Origin of the sequence: Paraburkholderia sp. NPDC080076 (assembly GCF_050281145.1) — a bacterium.
In the GTDB taxonomy this organism is placed as follows: domain Bacteria; phylum Pseudomonadota; class Gammaproteobacteria; order Burkholderiales; family Burkholderiaceae; genus Paraburkholderia.
On the sequence record NZ_JBNNWQ010000015.1, the window covers coordinates 137785 to 157850 of the forward strand.

At 63.0% G+C, this 20066-nt stretch carries 18 protein-coding genes; 8 read left to right on the plus strand and 10 right to left on the minus strand.

Annotated elements, in window-relative coordinates; all coding sequences use genetic code 11:
* Positions 1-432: 432 nt before the first annotated feature.
* Positions 433-846: a helix-turn-helix transcriptional regulator gene (locus ACQKRQ_RS38480; protein ID WP_427482926.1), complete on the minus strand. Its 414-nt coding sequence runs from the start codon at positions 844-846 to the stop codon at positions 433-435.
* A 558-nt stretch (positions 847-1404) separates the two neighbouring features.
* Here ACQKRQ_RS38480 and ACQKRQ_RS38485 point away from each other — a divergent pair.
* The 7 genes from ACQKRQ_RS38485 (at position 1405) to ACQKRQ_RS38515 (ending at position 8245) form a co-directional block, all read left to right on the plus strand.
* Positions 1405-2703: an HlyC/CorC family transporter gene (locus tag ACQKRQ_RS38485; RefSeq protein WP_408180860.1), complete on the plus strand. Its 1299-nt coding sequence runs from the start codon at positions 1405-1407 to the stop codon at positions 2701-2703.
* 174 nt (positions 2704-2877) lie between these two features.
* Positions 2878-4173 (plus strand): GspE/PulE family protein, encoded by a 1296-nt coding sequence (locus ACQKRQ_RS38490; protein WP_427482928.1) that lies wholly within the window; start codon positions 2878-2880, stop codon positions 4171-4173.
* Positions 4170-5399 carry a type II secretion system F family protein gene (locus ACQKRQ_RS38495; protein ID WP_427482929.1) on the plus strand — a complete coding sequence of 410 codons (1230 nt, stop codon included), beginning with the start codon at positions 4170-4172 and terminating at the stop codon, positions 5397-5399. The genes ACQKRQ_RS38490 and ACQKRQ_RS38495 overlap by 4 nt, the downstream gene beginning before the upstream one ends.
* Positions 5400-5426: 27 nt before the next feature.
* Positions 5427-6368 carry a prepilin peptidase gene (locus ACQKRQ_RS38500; RefSeq protein ID WP_427482931.1) on the plus strand — a complete coding sequence of 314 codons (942 nt, stop codon included), beginning with the start codon at positions 5427-5429 and terminating at the stop codon, positions 6366-6368.
* 3 nt (positions 6369-6371) lie between these two features.
* Positions 6372-6974: a dephospho-CoA kinase gene (gene coaE, locus ACQKRQ_RS38505; RefSeq protein WP_427482933.1), complete on the plus strand. Its 603-nt coding sequence runs from the start codon at positions 6372-6374 to the stop codon at positions 6972-6974.
* Between the two features lie 194 nt (positions 6975-7168).
* A complete protein-coding gene (gene zapD, locus ACQKRQ_RS38510) occupies positions 7169-7924 on the plus strand; it encodes a cell division protein ZapD (protein WP_106285174.1) in 756 nt (251 codons plus the stop codon).
* Between the two features lie 123 nt (positions 7925-8047).
* Entirely contained in the window at positions 8048-8245 is a 198-nt protein-coding gene (locus ACQKRQ_RS38515) for a DNA gyrase inhibitor YacG (RefSeq protein WP_408180855.1), read from the plus strand.
* Between the two features lie 78 nt (positions 8246-8323).
* On the opposite strand, the gene ACQKRQ_RS38520 is transcribed toward ACQKRQ_RS38515, so the two are convergent.
* The 4 genes from ACQKRQ_RS38520 to secA all read right to left on the minus strand — a co-directional run bounded on the left by ACQKRQ_RS38520 (position 8324) and on the right by secA (position 13882).
* Positions 8324-8746: an NUDIX domain-containing protein gene (locus ACQKRQ_RS38520; protein ID WP_132372946.1), complete on the minus strand. Its 423-nt coding sequence runs from the start codon at positions 8744-8746 to the stop codon at positions 8324-8326.
* Between the two features lie 8 nt (positions 8747-8754).
* A complete protein-coding gene (locus ACQKRQ_RS38525) occupies positions 8755-9624 on the minus strand; it encodes an ATP-binding protein (protein ID WP_427482936.1) in 870 nt (289 codons plus the stop codon).
* A gap of 54 nt (positions 9625-9678) precedes the next feature.
* Positions 9679-10920 carry a bifunctional glutamate N-acetyltransferase/amino-acid acetyltransferase ArgJ gene (gene argJ, locus ACQKRQ_RS38530; RefSeq protein ID WP_427482938.1) on the minus strand — a complete coding sequence of 414 codons (1242 nt, stop codon included), beginning with the start codon at positions 10918-10920 and terminating at the stop codon, positions 9679-9681.
* A 151-nt stretch (positions 10921-11071) separates the two neighbouring features.
* On the minus strand, positions 11072-13882 hold the full coding sequence (gene secA / locus ACQKRQ_RS38535) for a preprotein translocase subunit SecA (protein ID WP_132372940.1): 2811 nt from the start codon (positions 13880-13882) through the stop codon (positions 11072-11074).
* A gap of 290 nt (positions 13883-14172) precedes the next feature.
* On the opposite strand from secA, the gene ACQKRQ_RS38540 reads away from it, so the two are divergent.
* The gene (locus tag ACQKRQ_RS38540; RefSeq protein ID WP_132372936.1) at positions 14173-14658 is read left to right on the plus strand and encodes a DciA family protein; all 486 of its coding nucleotides are present in this window, start codon (positions 14173-14175) and stop codon (positions 14656-14658) included.
* 71 nt (positions 14659-14729) lie between these two features.
* Here ACQKRQ_RS38540 and lpxC read toward each other — a convergent pair whose 3' ends face one another.
* From lpxC to ACQKRQ_RS38565, 5 genes are all read right to left on the minus strand, one after another.
* Positions 14730-15647, minus strand: a complete 918-nt coding sequence (gene lpxC / locus ACQKRQ_RS38545) for a UDP-3-O-acyl-N-acetylglucosamine deacetylase (protein ID WP_132372934.1) — start codon at positions 15645-15647, stop codon at positions 14730-14732.
* Positions 15648-15935: 288 nt separating this feature from the next.
* Positions 15936-16439 (minus strand): peroxiredoxin, encoded by a 504-nt coding sequence (locus ACQKRQ_RS38550; RefSeq protein WP_012434415.1) that lies wholly within the window; start codon positions 16437-16439, stop codon positions 15936-15938.
* 264 nt (positions 16440-16703) lie between these two features.
* Positions 16704-17900, minus strand: a complete 1197-nt coding sequence (ftsZ, locus tag ACQKRQ_RS38555) for a cell division protein FtsZ (RefSeq protein WP_132372932.1) — start codon at positions 17898-17900, stop codon at positions 16704-16706.
* Positions 17901-18032: 132 nt separating this feature from the next.
* Positions 18033-19265: a cell division protein FtsA gene (gene ftsA, locus ACQKRQ_RS38560; RefSeq protein ID WP_007180311.1), complete on the minus strand. Its 1233-nt coding sequence runs from the start codon at positions 19263-19265 to the stop codon at positions 18033-18035.
* A gap of 27 nt (positions 19266-19292) precedes the next feature.
* The gene (locus ACQKRQ_RS38565) at positions 19293-20045 is read right to left on the minus strand and encodes a cell division protein FtsQ/DivIB (protein ID WP_132372930.1); all 753 of its coding nucleotides are present in this window, start codon (positions 20043-20045) and stop codon (positions 19293-19295) included.
* Positions 20046-20066: the final 21 nt, after the last annotated feature.

The window sequence follows — 20066 nt, forward strand, 5'->3', positions numbered from 1 at the left end:
ACGAAAGGATGGACTGCGATTTTACCCTTCGGGCACCGATGCTACGCTGCCGCCCTTTTGCCGGACGGCACCCGATACAGCCTCTTGGGGACTGGATCGACAAGCGTCGGGGGCGGTTTGGCGGCAGGTCGCCAACACCCTCCACCGACGATGGCAGCTATCCGGGAGCCGCCATTTCCCGAACGGGCGGAACCCGCCACCCTGCTAGCCATTTGCACCGCACCATCGACCGTACGCATTGGCTTGCGTTGGCCGTAGCCCGCAAAACACTACAAACCGCAGTAGCTATCGATTGGCGGACAATTGCCAGCGGACCATCCCGCAAGCGACTACCTAGATTGAATGGGCGCGCCCGTTCCTCAGCTTGAAGGTGAGGCAACTCTAAGGCCCATCCGTCCGCATTATTCAAACGCTGATAAGCCGACCACCGCTTCATTCGCCACCGGCGCCATCCGAGAGTCGGGCCAGCAGTGCCGCGTCCCGCGCTCGCACTGCTGTCGCCGGAGATGACCGATTGGCGGACACTTTTTTGTCCTTGCCCTGCCGTACGAGGGGGCGCCTTTTTGCGGCAGGTTGCAAAGTTTCCGACGCAGCGATCCCGCCCACAGACGGGGAAACTGATATGGGGCCAGTCTGTCCGCATTCGGTCATGTTGTCTACGGGTTCCCTGAGTGCCTGATCCAACCAGGCGAAGAACAAGTCCGGGTGCCAGTAGGCCCGCCGGCCAAGGTGGATTGGGGCGGGCATGCGGCCATCGCGCACATAGTAGTCAATGGTGCGGACGGAAACCGCGAGAATCTGCGCAGCTTGCTCCTTCGTGATGGGAGAGAACGGGGTCGTCAACATGGTGGCTCGCGATAAACGTAATCTACCGTATGGCGACCGGTTTTATCCCCTCTCCGCACGACCGGCAGGCGGCCCCCGATCGCCCCCGGCCACACATGGCCTCACATCAACACTACCTGCGTCGCTCAACGCCCGGTTCAGGCCCGGACGCGACAATTTCTGCGCCAATTCTGCGCCACTGAAACCGTAGATGACCCTGCGCATCGTTGCGCGCAGTTGCGCGAAATATTCGCTAACCCATTGATTTAAAAACACTCATGATGTAAGCTCCTGCGACCACGTGTAGCGCTGGACGGCGTTCGGGACGTAGAGGCCGGAGGTTCGAATCCTCTCACCCCGACCAAATTTGCCTTGTTAGTGCAAGGCTCGAAAAACCGCCCAGCTTGCTCGGCGGTTTTTTGTTTTTGGGTCACGTACGGCGTGTTCGACGAATGTAGTTCCCCATACGCGCCCTGCGCCGCTGCTCCCACTCAGCCTGTCTTTTGCCGCCAGGCCGAACGGCGCGCGCAAGCCCCTCTGCTATATTCTCTTCATCCTTTCCCCTATCCTTCACGACGCGTGGAACAACTTCCCTTATGGGCGCAGATTGGCGCCGTCTTTCTGCTGCTTGTCTGCTCGAGCTTTTTTTCGATTTCCGAAACGGCGATGATGGCGATCAACCGCCATCGCCTGAAACATCTTGCCAACCAGAACGCGCTCGGCGCGAAGACCACGCAGGGTCTGCTGGCGCATACCGATCAACTGCTGAGCGTCGTGCTGATCGGCAACAACCTGTTCAACACGATCATTCCGGTGCTCACCACCTCGATCGCGCTGCACACGTTCGGACGTAACAACCTGGTGCTGTCAATCGCGACCGGTATCGTCGCGTTTCTGATCATCGTATTCGCGGAAATCACGCCGAAGATCGTCGGCGCGACGTTCCCGGAAAAGATCGCGCTGCCCGCCAGCCTGCTGATCGCGCCCATGATGCGCGTCGCCAAACCGCTCGTCTGGTTCGTCAATCTGTTCGCGAACGGCATCTTGCGCGTGCTGCACATCAATACGAAAGGCGCGCACGATCAGCGCCTCTCGACCGAAGAACTGCGCACCATCGTGCTCGAGTCCGGCAGCTTCATGCCGACCAAACACCGCAGCATTCTGCTGAACCTGTTCGACCTCGAAAACATTTCCGTCGACGACGTGATGATCCCGCGCCGCCGCATCGAGGCGCTCGACTTCGACGCGCCGTTCGAACAGATCCTGCATCAACTCGAAACCTGCTATCACAACAAGCTGATCGTCTATCAAGGCGACATCGACCGGGTGCTCGGCGTGCTCCACGTACGCAAGACGCTGGCCGCGCTGCACAACCAGGAACTCGAACGCGAGACGCTGCGCGAGTTGCTGGCCGAGCCGTATTTCGTGCCGAGCGGCACGCCCGTGTTCCAGCAACTGCAATTCTTCCAGGAGAGCCGTCACCGCACGGCGCTGGTCGTCAACGAATACGGCGAGTTGCAGGGGCTCGTCACGCCGGAAGACATCATCGAGGAACTGATCGGCGAATTCACCACGTCGATTCCGCGTGGCGCCAATTCGCGCGGCGGCTGGAACGAAAACGGCGAATGCATCGTGGCCGGCAGCATGCCGCTGCGCGAACTGAACCGCTGGCTGCATCTCACGCTCCCCACCGATGGGCCGAAAACGCTTAACGGCCTGATCCTCGAAATTCTCGAAGACATTCCCGACGGCGACGTGTGCGTGCAGATCGGCGAAGTCAAACTCGAAGTGATGCGCAGCGACGACCAGGCAATTCGCACCGTCAAGCTGTTCCGACCGCCGACGCGCGCGAAAGCCAGCAAGGTATTGCGCGGCTAGGCTAGTCGACGCAACTGCGCGACGCGGCCGAACACCACAGTCAGGCACGACACGCAGCAGCATCGCACACAGGCGCAGCGCGCGCCATTAGCCGAATGGCTGAATAGCGGCGCCCGCCGCCGTACCGGAAGATGAAGCCGTCGTGTTCTACAGGCGGCTCATCACCGGTCCCTCATGCAAGCTTCTTTTCAACCCGCGGCAGCGTCGCCGCGTCCCATCGCAAACGCCCACGAAAGCGCAGTCAAAGCGAAGCCGAAGGCATTCGCCCGCGACGTCACCGCAGCAAGTCTCACCGATCCCGACAACGCTCCCGCCGTGCGTCTGCTGACCGATACATTGCAGGAAGCGACCCGCCGCAACGCGTCGGACCTTCACATCGAGCCGGCGGAACACGGCTGGCGTGTGCGCTTGCGAATCGACGGCGTACTGCACGAAATCCCACAGCCGCCCGCGCATCTGCGGGACGCATTCATCACTCGCGTGAAGGTGCTCGCTCGCATGGATATCGCCGAGCGTCGCGTGCCGCAAGACGGTCGGCTGCGCATTTCCAGTTCGCCCGGCCGAGTCGAGGACTACCGCGTCAACTCGCTGCCTACGTTATTCGGCGAAAAGCTCGTGCTGCGCAGACTCGACGCGCTGCCCGCCGATCTCTCACTCGACTCGCTCGGCCTCGATCCGCATCAACGCGAAACCGTGGATGCCGCGATTCGCGCGCCGCACGGCCTCGTGCTCGTCACCGGCCCCACCGGGAGCGGCAAGACGCTATCGCTGTACTGTTTCCTGAATCTCCTCAACGGCGAGGCGCGCAATCTCTGTTCGGTGGAAGACCCCGCGGAGATCCAGTTGGCGGGCATCAATCAGGTCAGCGTGCGCGAGAAAGCCGGACTCACCTTCGCGGTCGCGTTGCGCGCATTTCTTCGTCAGGACCCCGACGTGATCATGGTCGGCGAAATCCGTGACGAAGAAACCGCCGACGTCGCCGTGAAAGCCGCGCAAACCGGCCACCTCGTCCTGTCGACCCTGCATACGAACGACGCGCCGGCAGCCGTCGCGCGCCTGATCGATATTGGCGTCGAGCCGTATAACCTGGCGGCCGCGTTGCGGATGGTGACCGCACAACGGCTGGTGCGGCGGCTGTGCGTCGCGTGCCGCGTGCCGGCGCCGCAGTCGGTCGCGGCGCTTCGAGCGGCGGGATTCAGCGAGCATCAGCTCGACGGCTGGCAGCCTTACGCCGCGGCCGGATGCGCAGCGTGTCATGGCATCGGTTACCGGGGCCGCGTCGGCGTTCACCAGGTAATGCCCGTGTCCGACGCGATGCGCGAGTTGATCGTCGCGAGCGCCGGCACGCATGAACTCGCGCGGCTCGCGCAAACGGAGCAGGTGGGCACCTTGCGCGACGCGGCTTTGAGTCGCGTGCGCGACGGCACCACCAGTCTCGCCGAAGCACTCGCCGCCACCGAGGTCGCATGAACACGGCCACGACCCAACGACCTCTGGCCTCCGACATGCGTTTCAAATGGCGCGGCGTCGATGCCGACGGTGTGCGAAAAAACGGCGCGCTCATCGCACCGGATGCGGCCATCGCACGCTCACAGCTCAAGCGCGACAATCTGTTCATCATCGAACTCACAGCGCACGGACCGGCACCGCGTCCGACCGCACGCGCCGCGGACATCACGTTATTCACCCGGCAACTCGCCAGCCTGCTGCGAGCCGGCCTGCCGCTCGCGCCCGCGCTGGACCTGCTCGCGCAAGCGCAGGCTTCACGCCGCCAGGGTATGCCGCGGATCGTTGGCGCTCTCGCGCGCGACATCACCGGCGGCCTGCGTTTTTCCGCGGCATTGCAGCGGCATCCCGCGCAATTCAACGCACTTTACTGCCAGCTTGTCGAAGTCGGCGAGGCGGCCGGCGCACTCTCGGCCGTCCTCGCCCGCATCGCCGATGACCGCGAACGCGCCGCCGCGCAGCGCGCCAAAGTGCGCGCGGCACTGACCTATCCCGTCGCGATCCTCGTGCTGGCGATGGCGATCACCGCGGCATTGCTCGTGTGGGTCGTGCCGACCTTCAAACAGATCTTCGACGGCTTCGGCGCCAGGCTGCCCGCACCGACTCAATTCGTGCTGGCGTTGTCGTCCGGTGTGGCGCGATGGAGCATACCGACATTCGCCATGATCTTCGCAGCGGGTTCGGCAGCGACGTTTCTACTGCGACGTTCCGAAGCCGCGCGTATCCGCTTTGCGCGCATATCGCTGACAATACCGGTCGCCGGTCCGCTGCTGCGCACGTTGTGTGCGGCACGCTGGAGTCGTGCGCTCGGCACCTTGTTATCAGCCGGCACGCCGCTCGCTGACGCGTTCGATTCGCTGACTCACGCCACCGGTAACGCCTTCTTCGACCGCGCCACCGCGGAAATCGCCGCGCGGCTGCGGCGGGGCGAGCGGCTCGCCGCCGCGATGCGCGCGGCACACTGCTTTCCGCCCGAGGTCGTGCAGCCGATCGCGGTTGCCGAGGAGTCCGGAGCACTCGACACCATGCTGATCGACGTGGCATCGCTCGCTGATCGTCAGGTAGACGAAAAGATCGGCACGCTGTCGAGCCTGTGCGAGCCGCTCGTCATCATCGTGCTTGGCGCACTGGTCGGCGGCCTCGTGATCGCGATGTATCTTCCCATTATTCAACTCGGCAACGTGGTGTAGGATCGCAGCCGAATCCATCCTTAATCTATGCGGGCTACTCTTCCATTCGTGCCAGACACTTCTTCCAGCCTGCTGTCGGGCTTGCTGCCCGGCCATTTCGCGACCGGTCTCGGCCAGGCGTTCGGCAGCTTGCCCGCCGCCCTGCAGATGACGTTCGCCATTGTGTTCGGCCTCGTGATCGGCAGCTTCCTGAACGTGGTCGTGCATCGGCTGCCGATCATGCTCGAGCGCGCATGGCGCGCGGAGGTGAGCGAGACCACCGACGAACCGCTGGAAGAAGACGGCCTGCCAGCGCGCTACAACCTGTGGGTGCCGCGCAGCGCGTGTCCTCACTGCGGCCATACGTTGAGCGCATGGGAAAATCTCCCGGTGCTGAGCTACGTGCTACTGCGCGGCCGCTGCTCCGCATGCAAGGCGCCTGTGAGCCTGCGCTATCCGCTGCTCGAAATCGCCAGCGCGGCGTTCGCGGCCGGTTCGCTCGCCTTGTTCGGCCCGACTCTCACGGCGCTCGCCGCCTTCGGCCTATGCGCCGCGCTGCTCGCCATGAGCGCGATCGACATCGACACGCATCTGTTGCCTGACTCGATGACGCTGCCGCTGCTGTGGGCGGGCATCATCGTCAACTTCAACGGCATGTTCACGAACCTGCACGACGCGGTGCTCGGCGCGATCTTCGGCTATCTGGTGCTGTGGGTCGTGCATTGGGTATTTCTCCTCGTACGCGGCGTCGAAGGCATGGGTTATGGTGATTTCAAACTGCTGGCGGCGCTCGGCGCGTGGCTCGGCTGGGCGGCGCTGCCGCAGATCGTGCTGATCGCGGCGGTGGCCGGCGCGGTCGTCGGCCTGCTGGCAACATGGCGTGGCCGAATGCGCTTCGAAGAGCCGCTGCCCTTCGGGCCGTTTCTCGCGGCAGGCGGTGCATTGACGCTGTTTCTCGGCACACCGCTTTATCTGGCTCTGGGAGGCTGAAGCATGTTTGCTGTGGGATTGACCGGCGGCATCGGCAGCGGCAAATCGACTGTCGCCGACCTGTTTGCGGCGCACGGCGTGCCGCTCGTCGACACCGACCTGATCGCGCACCGCATCACCGCGCCGCACGGCATCGCCATGCCGCAGATCGCTGCGGAGTTCGGCGAGGCGTTCGTCGCCCCTGACGGCTCACTCGACCGCGCGCGCATGCGCTCGCTCGTATTCAGCGAGGACAGCGCGCGCAAACGCCTCGAAGGCATCACGCATCCCTTGATTCGCGCGGAAACCGAACGCGAGCAACGCGAGGCTCAGGGGCCTTACGTAATCGTGGTGGTGCCGCTGCTAGTTGAATCCGGCAAGTGGAAGACCCGTGTGAATCGCGTACTGACGGTGGACTGCAGCGTTGAAACGCAGATCTCGCGCGTGATGAGCCGCAACAATTTCAGCCGCGAACAGGTGCTGGCGATCATCGCCCGTCAGGCCACGCGCGAAGCGCGCCTTGCCGCGGCCGACGACGTGATCGACAACGACAACGCGCCGCTCGACGCGCTAAAAGCCCAAGTCGACGCGCAGCATCGCGTGTATCTGGCGCTCGCCGGCGCATGACGCCGACGTGACACTTCGGGAAATCCCGGTTGAACTTCGCGGCGATGCGCATGCCAAAAGTGCGTTGAAAACCGCCCGAAACACGTGAAAAAAGTTGCGAATGCGTGCTGAAAAAGTGCGTGATTGCTAGGGTAGTCTCACGGCATTAGAATGTTCTGCATTCCCGTCACCGACCACGCCCGAGGCGAGCCCGCTTGATCCTTTACGAGTATCCCTTCAACGAGCGAATCCGGACGCTATTGCGCCTCGAAGATCTGTTCGAGCGCTTCACGTTCTTTCTGACTCAGGAAGACGCCAGGGAACATCACGTCGCACTGACAACGTTGTTCGAAATCTCAGAGGTTGCGGGCCGCGCGGATCTGAAGTCGGATCTGATGAAAGAACTCGAGCGTCAACGGCAAACGCTGGCGCCGTTTCGCGGCAATCCGGGAATCGAACAGAATGCGCTCGAGGCCGTACTCGGCGAGATCGAGCAAACTCTCGCGGGCCTTTCGCAGATGCAGGGCAAGACCGGCCAGCATCTTGCAGACAACGAGTGGCTCGCCAGCATCCGCAGCCGCGCGATCATTCCAGGCGGCACCTGCAAGTTCGATTTGCCGTCCTACTATGCCTGGCAGCAGATTCATCCCGATCAGCGCCGTCAGGACATCGCCAAATGGGTGACGCCGCTGCTGCCGCTGCGCGATGCGGCCATCATCGTCCTGCGGCTCGCGCGCGAATCCGGCCAGGCATCGAAGGTCATGGCCATGCAGGGCAGCTATCAGCAAATGCTGTCCGGCCGGTCGTATCAATTGATGCAAGTACGGGTGGCACCGGAATTGCGCGTGATCCCCGAAGCCAGTGCGAACAAGTACATGCTGTGGGTGCGCTTCACGGTGCAGGACGGCGATCTGCGTCCGCGTGCGGTCGATGTCGACGTCCCGTTCCAGCTCACGCTTTGCAGCCTGTAAATCACGCTCGCGAGCTTGTCACGTTCACCTGGTAAATCCGAACCGAAGGGGCACGCCTTTAAAGTGGCGAGAAATGCCCCTATATTCGTTACTTATTCCGTTTGCGATTGACTGCCTGACCGTATGCCTACTGTCGTCAAATGCCCCACTTGCGGAAAGGACGTCCGCTGGACACCTGAAAACCGCTTCCGCCCCTTCTGCTCCGATCGCTGCAAGCAGACCGACCTCGGCGCCTGGGCCGCTGAGAAGTACAAGATCGGCGGGAGCGAGCAGGAAGCGTCGTCGGACGAGACGCCCAGCGGGGACTACACGCCGCATTGAGCGCGGCCCGTTGTACGGGTCACGCGGACCGGCGCTGCTTGCACAGCGCCCGCTACCGCGCGCCCTAATCCTTTGCTATCAGGCCTTCTCGGCTGCGAGCCATTCCAGCACGGGAATGGTCGCCGGCAACAGCGGCTCGACGTCCGCAGGCAGGGTCTGCCAGACAAAAGCCTGGCCTTCGCGGCCGTGCGGCTCGCCGGACCACTGAGTCACCTTGCAGAAAAAGAGCCGCACGTAGGCGTGCGGGTAGTCGTGTTCGAGCGTATGCCAGAGATGGCTTGCCTCGACGTCGATGCCCAGTTCCTCGTGCAACTCACGGGCGAGCGCGGCTTCGACAGACTCGCCCGCTTCCAGCTTGCCGCCCGGAAACTCCCAATACCCCTCGTACGGCTTGCCTGCCGGGCGCTGCGCCAGCAGATAGCGGCCATCGGGCTGAACCAGCACGCCGACGGCAACTTCCGTCACCTTGCGCCCGGCGGCATTCTTCTGGGCGTCGTTCATGCCGCGGCTCACACTGAGGTTTTGCGGCCGGACCAGTCGCGCGCGAACTGCCACGCAACACGTCCCGAACGCGAGCCGCGCTCCAACGCCCACACCAGCGCATCGCCGCGCGCCGCTTCGACTTCGGCGTCGTCGCAGCCGAAATGCCGCAGCCAGTGGCCGATGATCGACAGGTAGTCATCCTGCTTGAACGGATAGAAGCTGACCCACAGCCCGAAACGCTCGGACAGCGAGATCTTTTCTTCGACCAGCTCGCCGGGATGAATCTCGCCATCGGACGTGTGCTTGTACGTCTCGTTGTCGCTCATGTATTCGGGCAACAGATGGCGGCGGTTCGACGTCGCGTAGATCAGCACGTTGTCCGATTGCGCGGCGATCGAGCCGTCGAGCGCGACCTTCAGCGCCTTGTAGCCCGATTCGCCGTCTTCGAACGACAGGTCGTCGCAGAACACCACGAAGCGCTCCGGCCGCTGCGCGATCAGGTCGACGATATCGCCCAGGTCATGCAGATCGTCCTTATCCACTTCGATCAGACGCAGGCCGTCTTTTGCGTACGCGTTCAGGCATGCCTTGATCAGCGACGACTTGCCGGTGCCGCGCGCGCCCGTCAGCAGCACGTTGTTGGCCGGCTGCTTGTGCACGAATTGACGCGTGTTCTGCTCAATCAGACCTTTCTGGCGTTCGATGTTTTGCAGATCGTCGAGCGTGATCGTCGAGATGGCCGGCACCGGCTGCAGATAGCCGCGCCCCTGGCGCTTGCGCCAGCGGAAGGCGACCGCCGCCGACCAGTCGATATTTGGCGTGGCGGGCGGAAGCATCGCTTCGAGGCGGACGAGCACGGCTTCGGCCCGGGTCAGAAACTGTTCGAGTTTGTCCATGGCTGGTGAGTAAGCGGCCCGCAGGCCGCTTTAAAACCCCTATGAGAAACCTGGTTACGAACGATAGTCGGCGTTGATGCTCACGTAGTCGTGCGACAGATCGCAAGTCCAGATCGTGGCTTGCGCATCGCCGCGGCCGAGTACGACGCGAATGCCGATCTCGCTCTTTTTCATGACGCGCTGGCCGTCTTCTTCACGGTAGGCCGGATTGCGGCCGCCGGCAGTCGCAACCAGCACGTCGTCCAGATACAGATCGATCTTGCCGACGTCGAGATCGTCCACGCCGGCATAGCCGATGGCCGCCAGAATGCGGCCGAGATTCGGGTCCGATGCATAGAAGGCCGTCTTCACGAGCGGCGAGTGGCCGATCGCATAGGCGATCTGGCGGCATTCGCCGACGCTAGAGCCGCCTTCCACCTGCACGGTCATGAATTTGGTCGCGCCTTCGCCGTCGCGCACGATCAACTGCGCGAGGGTCTGCGCGACTTCGGTCACCGCGTCGCGCAGCGCTGCATAAGCGGGCGAGTCGGTGGACGTGATCGCCGGCAGGCTCGATTTGCCCGACGCGATCAGGATGAATGAATCGTTGGTCGACGTATCGCCATCGATCGTGATGCAGTTGAACGAGCGGTCCGCCACGTGCTTGACCAGCGCGTCGAGCACCGGCTGGGCGACGGCGGCATCGAACGCGAGGAAGCCGAGCATGGTCGCCATGTTCGGCTTGATCATGCCCGCGCCCTTACTGATGCCGGTCAGCGTGACCGTATGGCCGTCGATGGTGACCTGACGCGACGTGGCCTTGGGCAGCGTGTCCGTGGTCATGATCGCCTGCGCGGCGTCGTACCAGTTCGCTTCCTTGCGGTTCGCCAGCGCGGCCGGCAAACCCGCCTTCAGGCGATCGACCGGTAGCGGTTCGAGAATCACGCCCGTCGAAAACGGCAGCACCTGCTCCGGCGTGATATCCGCGAGACGCGCGAGTTCGGCACAGGTTTCACGCGCCGCCACGAGGCCCGGCTCGCCCGTGCCCGCGTTCGCGTTGCCGGTGTTGATCACCAGCGCGCGAATCGGCTTGCCGCCGGCGCGCACACGCTCCAGATTCTCACGGCACACCGTGACGGGCGCCGCGCAAAAACGGTTCTGCGTGAACACGCCGCCCACCGTGGCGCCTTCGCCCACGGAAATGACGAGCACGTCCTTGCGGTTCGGCTTGCGGATATTCGCCTCCGCCCAGCCGAGCGAAACGCCGGCGACGGGGTGGAGTTGAGCGGGATCGATCGAGGGGAAATTGACAGCCATGGTCGCGACCTGTCGAAGAAAATGCCGGCAGGCGCCGGCATCGAGGGAAACGGAAACTGATGGCCCGGGCGTGCTGCCGGATCACCGCGAAATCAAGGCAAAGTACCGCGTAAAACGACGCGGCGCGCCTCGCAGCGCGCCGCCTTCGGCATTACACGATCTTGCCGTGGCACTGCTTGTACTTCTTGCCGCTGCCGCACGGGCACGGGTCGTTACGGCCGACCTTCGGCACATTGTCCGCGCTCATGTTCGCTGCAGCCGTATGCGACGAGCCGTGGCTCATTGCATCGCCGATCATGGCGGCGGTGGCCGCTTCCGCGGCAACAGGCGCCGCGGCTGCGGCTTCGGCGAATTCGGCGTGGCGGAACTCGACGTTTTCGAGGTGGCCACCCTGCTCTTCGAGCTGTTCGGCGGCCTGTTCCAGCTGTTCCGGCGACTGGATCTGCACGTTCATCACCACGCGGGTGACTTCGAGCTTCACAGCGTCGAGCATGGCGGCGAACAGTTCGAACGCCTCGCGCTTGTATTCCTGCTTCGGATTCTTCTGCGCATAGCCGCGCAGATGGATGCCCTGGCGCAGGTGATCGAGCGCGGCCAGATGTTCACGCCAGCTACGATCCAGCGTTTGCAGCATGATCGAGCGTTCGAACGCGCTGAACGATTCGCGGCCGACCAGTTCGACCTTCGCCTCGTAGGCTTCGTCCGCGGCGGCTTCGACCGCTTCGAGGATCTCGTCCGCGCTGATCGAGTTCGACTCGTTGATCATTTCCTGGATCGCGAGGTCGAGCTGCCATTCGTTGCGCAGCACTTCTTCCAACTCAGGCACGTCCCACTGCTCTTCAATGCTGCCAGCCGGCACGAACTGGTGAACGATGTCGGCAATCACGCTCTGGCGCATCGCGCCGATGGTTTCCGTGATGTCGTTCGCTTCGAGCAATTCATTGCGCTGCTGGTAGATCACCTTGCGCTGATCGTTCGACACATCGTCGTATTCAAGCAATTGCTTGCGAACGTCGAAGTTGCGCGCTTCCACCTTGCGCTGCGCCGATTCGATCGAGCGCGAGACGATGCCCGCCTCGATCGCTTCGCCTTCCGGCATCTTCAGGCGGTCCATGATTGCGCGCACGCGATCGCCGGCGAAAATGCGCAGCAGCGGATCTTCCAGCGACAAATAGAAGCGCGACGAACCCGGGTCGCCCTGACGACCGGCACGGCCGCGCAACTGGTTGTCGATCCGGCGCGATTCGTGGCGCTCGGTGCCGATGATGTGCAGACCACCCGCGGCCTTCACCTGATCGTGCAGCGCTTGCCATTCGTCGTGCAGCTTCTGGATGCGGCGCTGCTTGTCGTCGTCGGCGAGCGTTTCGTCCAAATCGATGAACGACGCCTGCTTTTCCGCGTTGCCGCCGAGCACGATGTCGGTACCGCGACCGGCCATGTTGGTGGCGATCGTGATGCGCTTCGGACGGCCGGCTTCTGCGACGATCTCGGCTTCACGCGCGTGCTGCTTGGCGTTCAGCACTTCGTGCGGCAAACCGGTTTGCTTCAGCAGATGCGATAGCAACTCGGAGTTTTCGATCGACGTCGTACCGACCAGCACCGGCTGACCGCGCTCGTAGCAATCGCGGATGTCGCGGATCACCGCGTCGTAGCGTTCCTTGGCGGTCTTGTAGATCTGATCCTGCTTGTCGATCCGCTTGGGCGGACGGTTGGTAGGGATCACGACCGTTTCGAGACCGTAGATCTCGTTGAATTCGTACGCTTCCGTATCCGCCGTGCCGGTCATGCCGGACAGCTTCGCGTACATGCGGAAATAGTTCTGGAACGTGATCGACGCGAGCGTCTGATTCTCGCTCTGGATCTTGACGTGTTCCTTCGCCTCGACGGCCTGGTGCAGGCCGTCCGACCAGCGGCGCCCCGCCATCAGGCGGCCGGTGAATTCGTCGACGATCACCACTTCGCCGTTCTGCACCACGTAATGCTGGTCCTTGAAGAACAGCGTGTGCGCGCGCAGCGCGGCGTACACGTGGTGCATGAGCGTGATGTTCTGCGGCGCGTACAGGCTTTCGCCCTCGCCGATCAGGCCCCACTCGGCGAGCAGACGCTCGGCCTTTTCGTGGCCCGATTCCGTTAGGAACACCTGGCGGCCTTTCTCGTCCAGCGTGTAGTCGCCCGGCTTTTCGACGCCGGTGCCGTCCGCTTTCTCTTCGCCGATCTGGCGCTCGAGCAGCGGCGGCAGCGCATTCATGCGCACGTAGAGTTCGGTATGGTCTTCGGCCTGGCCGGAGATGATCAGCGGCGTGCGGGCTTCGTCGATCAGGATCGAGTCGACCTCGTCGACCACCGCGAAATTCAAGGCTCGCTGCACGCGTGCGTCGGTCTCGTAGACCATGTTGTCGCGCAGGTAGTCGAAGCCGAATTCGTTGTTGGTGCCGTACGTGATGTCAGCCGCGTAGGCTTCCTGCTTCGCGCCGTGATCCATCTGCGACAGGTTGATGCCGACCGACAGACCGAGGAAGTTGTACAGCCGCGCCATCCATTCGGCGTCGCGCTGGGCGAGGTAGTCGTTGACCGTGACCACGTGCACGCCGCGCCCCGACAGCGCGTTCAGGTACACCGGCAGCGTGGCGACGAGCGTCTTGCCCTCGCCAGTGCGCATTTCGCCGATCTTGCCGTAGTGCAGAACCATGCCGCCGATCAGCTGCACGTCGAAGTGGCGCATTTTCAGCACCCGCTTGCTGGCCTCGCGGCATACCGCGAAGGCTTCCGGCAGGAGCTTGTCGAGCGACTCGCCGCTCGCGACGCGCTGGCGGAATTCACCCGTTTTGGCGCGCAGTTGATCGTCCGTCAATTGCTCGATCTGCGGCTCGAGCGCATTGATCGCCGTGACGGTCTTTTGATATTGCTTGACTAACCGCTGGTTGCGGCTGCCAAAAATCTTCTGTAGAAAACCGGTGGTCATCGGATCGGTGTCTGCGTCGCGGCTTCGGCTGGGTCGCGGCGTGCAGTTCGTGCACGTGCGCTCCGGGGTCGGAAGGGCCTCGGCGGCTTAGTCCAAGAGTGAATTCGAATCGCGCATTTTAGCACGCGCCCCCGCCCACGCTGATGTCGGCAACAAGACGGCTGCGGGGCATCCGAAGCCCGCCGCAGCGAGCTCTGACAGTCCGCATTGAGGCAGGTCCGCGTGCATCCCGCGCGGTACAATCGCGGCGTGAACGCGCATAGGGTGCGGACACGCCGTTACCATCGAACATGAGCCGTATTCCTTCCTTTTCAAGGCCGCCGCCCCAGCAGTTCAAGGCGCGCCGCCCGCAGCCGGTCGCCGAGGTGCTCAACCGCACGGACGCGTTCGCGGCCCTGCGCGCGGGCGTCGAGCAGATTGCGGCGTTGGAGAAGGATCTGCGGGCGCTGCTGCCGGACTATCTGGCGACGAGCGTCGAGCCCAGCTTCATCAAGGAAGGCGTGTTGGCCCTGTTCGCCGGCCATAACGCGCTGGCGGCACGGCTGCGGCATCTGGAACCGCGGCTGCTGTCGGATCTGCAACAGCGCGGCTGGCCGGTCAATGCGCTGCGGATTCGCGTGCGGCCGCAGGCTGTCAAGGAACCGCCGCCGGTCAAACAGGCGCGCATGACGCCGGCCGGCGCCGACGCGCTCCACGCGCTGAGCGAATCGCTGGCGCCGTCGCCCTTACAGGAAGCGCTGGCGAAAATGGCGGCCCGGCATCGGAGAAATCGCTAGGCAAAAGAAAAGCGGCCCGACTGGGCCGCTTACTTTTCGTACGATTACTTCGGAAAATTCACCCGAAGGCGTCAGGCAAAAGCCGTCTGGGTCTCGTAGGCGAAACCGCGCGGTGCCTTCTGCGTGTCGTCGAAGGTGACGATTTCGTACGAATCTTCGTGCGCCAGCAGTTCACGCAGCAGCGCGTTGTTCAGGCCGTGGCCCGACTTGTACGCGTTGTACGACGCCAGCAACGGATGGCCGATCACATACAGGTCGCCGATCGCGTCGAGCATCTTGTGCTTCACGAACTCGTCGTCGTAGCGCAGGCCGTCGTTATTCAGGATGCGGTACTCGTCGAGCACGATCGCGTTGTCCATGCTGCCGCCGCGCGCCAGGCCCAGTTCACGCATCATTTCCACTTCATGCGCAAAACCGAAGGTGCGGGCACGCGCGATTTCGCGCACGTACGACGTATTGGCAAAATCCACTTCCAACGCCTGACCGGTTTTATCCACGGCCGGGTGACGGAAATCGATCGTAAATTTGAGCTTGAAACCGAAATACGGGTCGAGACGCGCGAATTTATCGCCGTCACGAATTTCGACCGGCTTGGTGACCTTGATGAATTTCTTCGCCGCGTTCTGCTCTTCGATACCTGCCGATTGAATCAGAAACACGAACGAACCCGCGCTGCCGTCCATGATCGGGATTTCTTCGGCGGTGACGTCGACGTACAGGTTGTCGATGCCGAGACCGGCGCAGGCGGACATCAGATGCTCGATGGTCGAGACGCGCGCGCCGTCCTTCTGCAACACGGAAGCCAGACGCGTATCGCCAATCGCCATCGCCGACGCAGGAATGTCCACCGGCGTGGCCAGATCCACGCGCGAAAACACGATGCCCGTGTCCGGCCCCGCCGGACGGAGGGTCAGTTCGACTTTACGGCCGGAGTGCAGGCCAATGCCGACTGTCTTGACGATTTGCTTGATAGTGCGCTGCTTCAACATGGTGATCTTCTATTCGATTGAAAATCCCAATCGGGACTTTTTATTCCATAGCACGAATTATACTCCAATACCCTAAGGAGCGTCTTTTCGCGGAACGTATCAATCTGTTTCGCTGCATTACCCCTGGGCGCCCGTCAGGAAAGCGTGACGGGCCGATGCCCCGGAACGGAGGCGTTTCCGGTCATCGGCCCGCGTAACGGCCTGTCACAAAAGCGTCTTATCGACCGTTGCCCCGGCACAACGCGCCAACCGCGCGTGCCTGTGGCGAAGGCCACGACGCCCACGTGCCTAGCTCAACGTAGCGAGAATACTCCCTGCATCGCTGACTTCGAATTTGCCGGCAGCCTCGACGTTCAACGTCTTGACCACGCCGTCGTCGACCACCATCGCGTAGCGCTGGGAACGGATTCCCATGCCGCGCGCCGACAAATCCTGCTCGAGACCGAGCGCTCGCGTGAAAGCCGCACTGCCGTCCGCCATCATGCGCACCTTGCCCGAGGCGTGCTGATCGCGTCCCCACGCGCCCATTACGAACGCGTCGTTGACGGACACGCACCAGATCTCGTCGATGCCAAGAGCGCGCAACTGCTCGGCGTGTTCGACATAACCCGGTACATGTTTGGCCGAACAGGTGGGCGTGAACGCGCCCGGCAATCCGAAGATCACCACACGCTTGCCCGCCGTCTGTTCGCGCACGTCGAAGCTGTTAGGCCCGATCGTGCAGCCCGCCCGCTCGTCTTCGATCAACTCGAAGAGCGTTGCGTCGGGCAGCTTGTCACCTGCTTGAATCATGCTCAAGTCCTTTGCATCGATGCGAAGCACGCTCGCACGTCGTCGTGTCGCAGTGAAAAATCCGGCGTGAGCCTCACACTATGCTCCGCCGCCCGGCGACAGTCGCCCACTCCGCTTCGCGAATCCGAAGAGGGCAGTCGTCCTTGCCGCGGATCTGACGATACGCGACTTGTTTGCCGTTCACCCGCCACGCTCGTGCATTCGTCCGCCAGCGCTGCACTACTGTCCAACTCGCAGCGCCGCAACGAAAGCCTGCTCGTGCGCTCAGTCCGCCTGCTTGCGCAGGAATGCCGGAATGTCGTATGTGTCGACGCCCTTTTCCTGCAGCGCCTGCACATGCGAAGCGGCCGTATCGCGCGACGTGCGCCACACTGCCGGCGTGTCCAGCGCGCCGTAGTCGGCGGTGCTGGCGTGCGACGACTGCGGTGTGTAGGCAGCGTGTGCATTGATCGGCTGGTTGTCGGTGCCAGTGCGCAGCAGCGTCATCGGTGCCGATTGCTGCTTCTTCGCCGCACGGCCCAGGCCCGTTGCCACGACCGTCACGCGCAGCGCGTCGCCCATCGCATCGTCGTACACCGCGCCGAAAATCACGGTCGCGTCTTCCGCAGCATAGCTCTTGATGGTGTTCATCACTTCGCGCGTTTCCGACAGACGCAGCGAACGGCTCGACGTGATGTTGACCAGCACGCCACGTGCACCCGACAGATCCACGCCTTCCAGCAGCGGGCTGGCGACAGCCTGCTCAGCAGCGAGGCGTGCGCGATCGACGCCGGCAACCGTCGCCGTGCCCATCATCGCCTTGCCTTGCTCGCCCATCACCGTCTTCACGTCTTCGAAGTCGACGTTCACCAGACCGTCGACGTTGATGATTTCCGCGATGCCGGCAACTGCGTTGTTCAGAACGTCGTCTGCGCACTGGAAGCACTTGTCCATCTCGGCGTCATCGCCCATCACCTCGAACAGCTTGTCGTTCAGGACGACGATCAGCGAGTCGACGTGATCCTCCAGTTGCTGCGAACCGGCTTCCGCGACGCGCATGCGCTTGCCGCCTTCGAATTCGAACGGCTTGCTGACGACGCCAACGGTCAAGATACCCATTTCCTTGGCGATCTGCGCGACCACGGGTGCTGCGCCCGTGCCCGTGCCGCCGCCCATGCCGGCCGTGATGAAGACCATGTGCGCGCCGCGCAGTGCGTCGGCGATGCGCTCACGGGCTTCTTCCGCTGCGGCGCGGCCCATTTCCGGCTTGGCGCCCGCGCCCAGACCCGTGTTGCCGAGCTGGATCACCGCGGTGGCGCGCGAACGCGACAAAGCCTGCGCGTCCGTGTTCATCACGATGAAGTCGACGCCTTGCACGCCTTTGTTGATCATGTGCTGGACAGCATTGCCGCCAGCGCCACCTACTCCGACCACCTTGATGATGGTGCCGTTCGTTTCGGTTTCCAGCATTTGGAAATCCATGATGCCTCCGTCAAGATAAAAAATTTACAGCCACTCGGCCGTTATTCGGCAGGAGATCGGGCAACCTCCTGTCGCGCGCCGGCCGCCGGCACCGGCGCGTATTTCTAAAAACCGTTCTGTGCAGCGAATGCGTTAGAAGTTGCCGAGGAACCAGTCCTTCATGCGCGTGAACACCTGTCCCATCGACCCCGACTGCACCGCGACCTTGCGGCCGCGCATGCGCTGCGAGCGTCCTTCGACGAGCAGGCCCATCGCCGTCGAGTAGCGCGGATTGCGCACCACGTCAGCGAGACCGCCCGCGTATTCCGGCACGCCGATGCGCACCGGCTTCAGGAAGATGTCCTCACCCAGTTCGACCATGCCGAGCATCATCGACGCGCCGCCGGTCAGCACCACGCCGGAGCTCAGCAGTTCCTCGTAACCCGACTCGCGCACCACCTGCTGCACGAGCGAAAACAGTTCTTCGACACGCGGCTCGACCACTGCCGCCAGCGCCTGGCGCGACAGCGTGCGCGGACCGCGCTCGCCGAGACCCGGCACTTCGATCATCTCGTCCGGATCGGCGAGCGCCTGCTTGGCGATGCCGTAATCCACCTTGATGTCTTCCGCATCCGGCGTCGGCGTACGCAGCGCCATCGCGATGTCGCTCGTGATCTGGTCGCCGGCGATAGGAATCACCGCCGTATGACGGATCGCGCCTTCGCTGAAAATCGCAATGTCCGTCGTGCCGCCGCCGATGTCGACCAGCACCACGCCGAGTTCTTTTTCGTCTTCCGTCAGCACCGCCAGCGACGACGCCAGCGGCTGCAAGATCAGATCGTTCACTTCGAGCCCGCAGCGGCGCACGCACTTGACGATGTTCTGCGCCGCGCTCACCGCGCCGGTGACGATATGCACCTTCACTTCGAGACGAATGCCGCTCATGCCGATCGGCTCGCGCACATCTTCCTGACCGTCGATGATGAATTCCTGCGTCAGGATGTGCAGCACCTGCTGATCGGTCGGGATGTTGATCGCCTTCGCCGTTTCGATCACACGAGCCACATCCGTCTGCGTGACTTCCTTCTCCTTGATCGCCACCATGCCGCTCGAGTTGAAGCTGCGGATATGGCTGCCGGCAATTCCGGTAAATACGTTTGTGATCTTGCAGTCGGCCATCAGTTCGGCTTCTTCGAGCGCGCGCTGAATGGACTGCACGGTGGCCTCGATATTCACCACCACGCCTTTCTTGAGCCCCTTCGATTCGCTCTGGCCGAGGCCGATCACCTCGTAGTGACCTTCGCCCTTCAACTCGGCGACGATGGCCACGACCTTCGACGTCCCAATGTCGAGGGCGACCAGCAGATCTTTATAGTCTTTACTCATAGCGTGCTCATTGCGTGTGATGTCCGTTTACTTCTTGCCCTTGTCGGGTTCGGTGATAAAGCGCATCCCTGCCGCGCGAATCGCGAAACCGTTCGGATAGCGCAAGTCCGCATACTCGATATCCTTTCCCCAACGTTGCGTCACCGCGTTCCACGCCGCGCTCAGACGCTTACTCCGGTCGAGCAGCGTGTCCTGATTGCGTTCGCGCCCAAGTTCCACCTGCGTGCCGTTCGAGAGCTTCACCGTCCACGCGTAGCGTGGCGACAGCGTCACTTCTTCAGGCGTCGCGCCCAACGGCGCAAACCATTTCTGGAAGTCGTGATAACGCGCGACCACCTCTTTTGCCGTACCGTCCGGACCGTCGAACGCGGGCAAGTCTTCTTCGAGCTCGCCCTGGTTCGCGGTGAACAGCTCGCCGTCGACGCTCACCAACTGATCGCTGCCCCACGTTCCCAGCGGTTTGTACTCTTCCAGCGTGACAGCCAGTGCATTCGGCCAGACGCGCCGCACGCTCGCATGACGCACCCACGGCATCTGCTCGAACGCCTGACGCGCCACGTCGAGATCCACCGTGAAAAAGTTGCCCTTCAAGCGCCCCACGACACCCGCGCGCACCGTCGGCGAATTGATGTGCTCGGTATCGCCGTCGATCTGGATTTCGCGCAACGCGAAATTCGGGCGCTGGATCAGCCAGTAACCGCCCGCCGCCAGCAGCACGAGCACCAGCAACGCATGCAATGCGTTGGCGGCGAAATTGAGCTGGCGAACGTTGTTCCACATGGTGTTGCTTTCGGGTCGCCC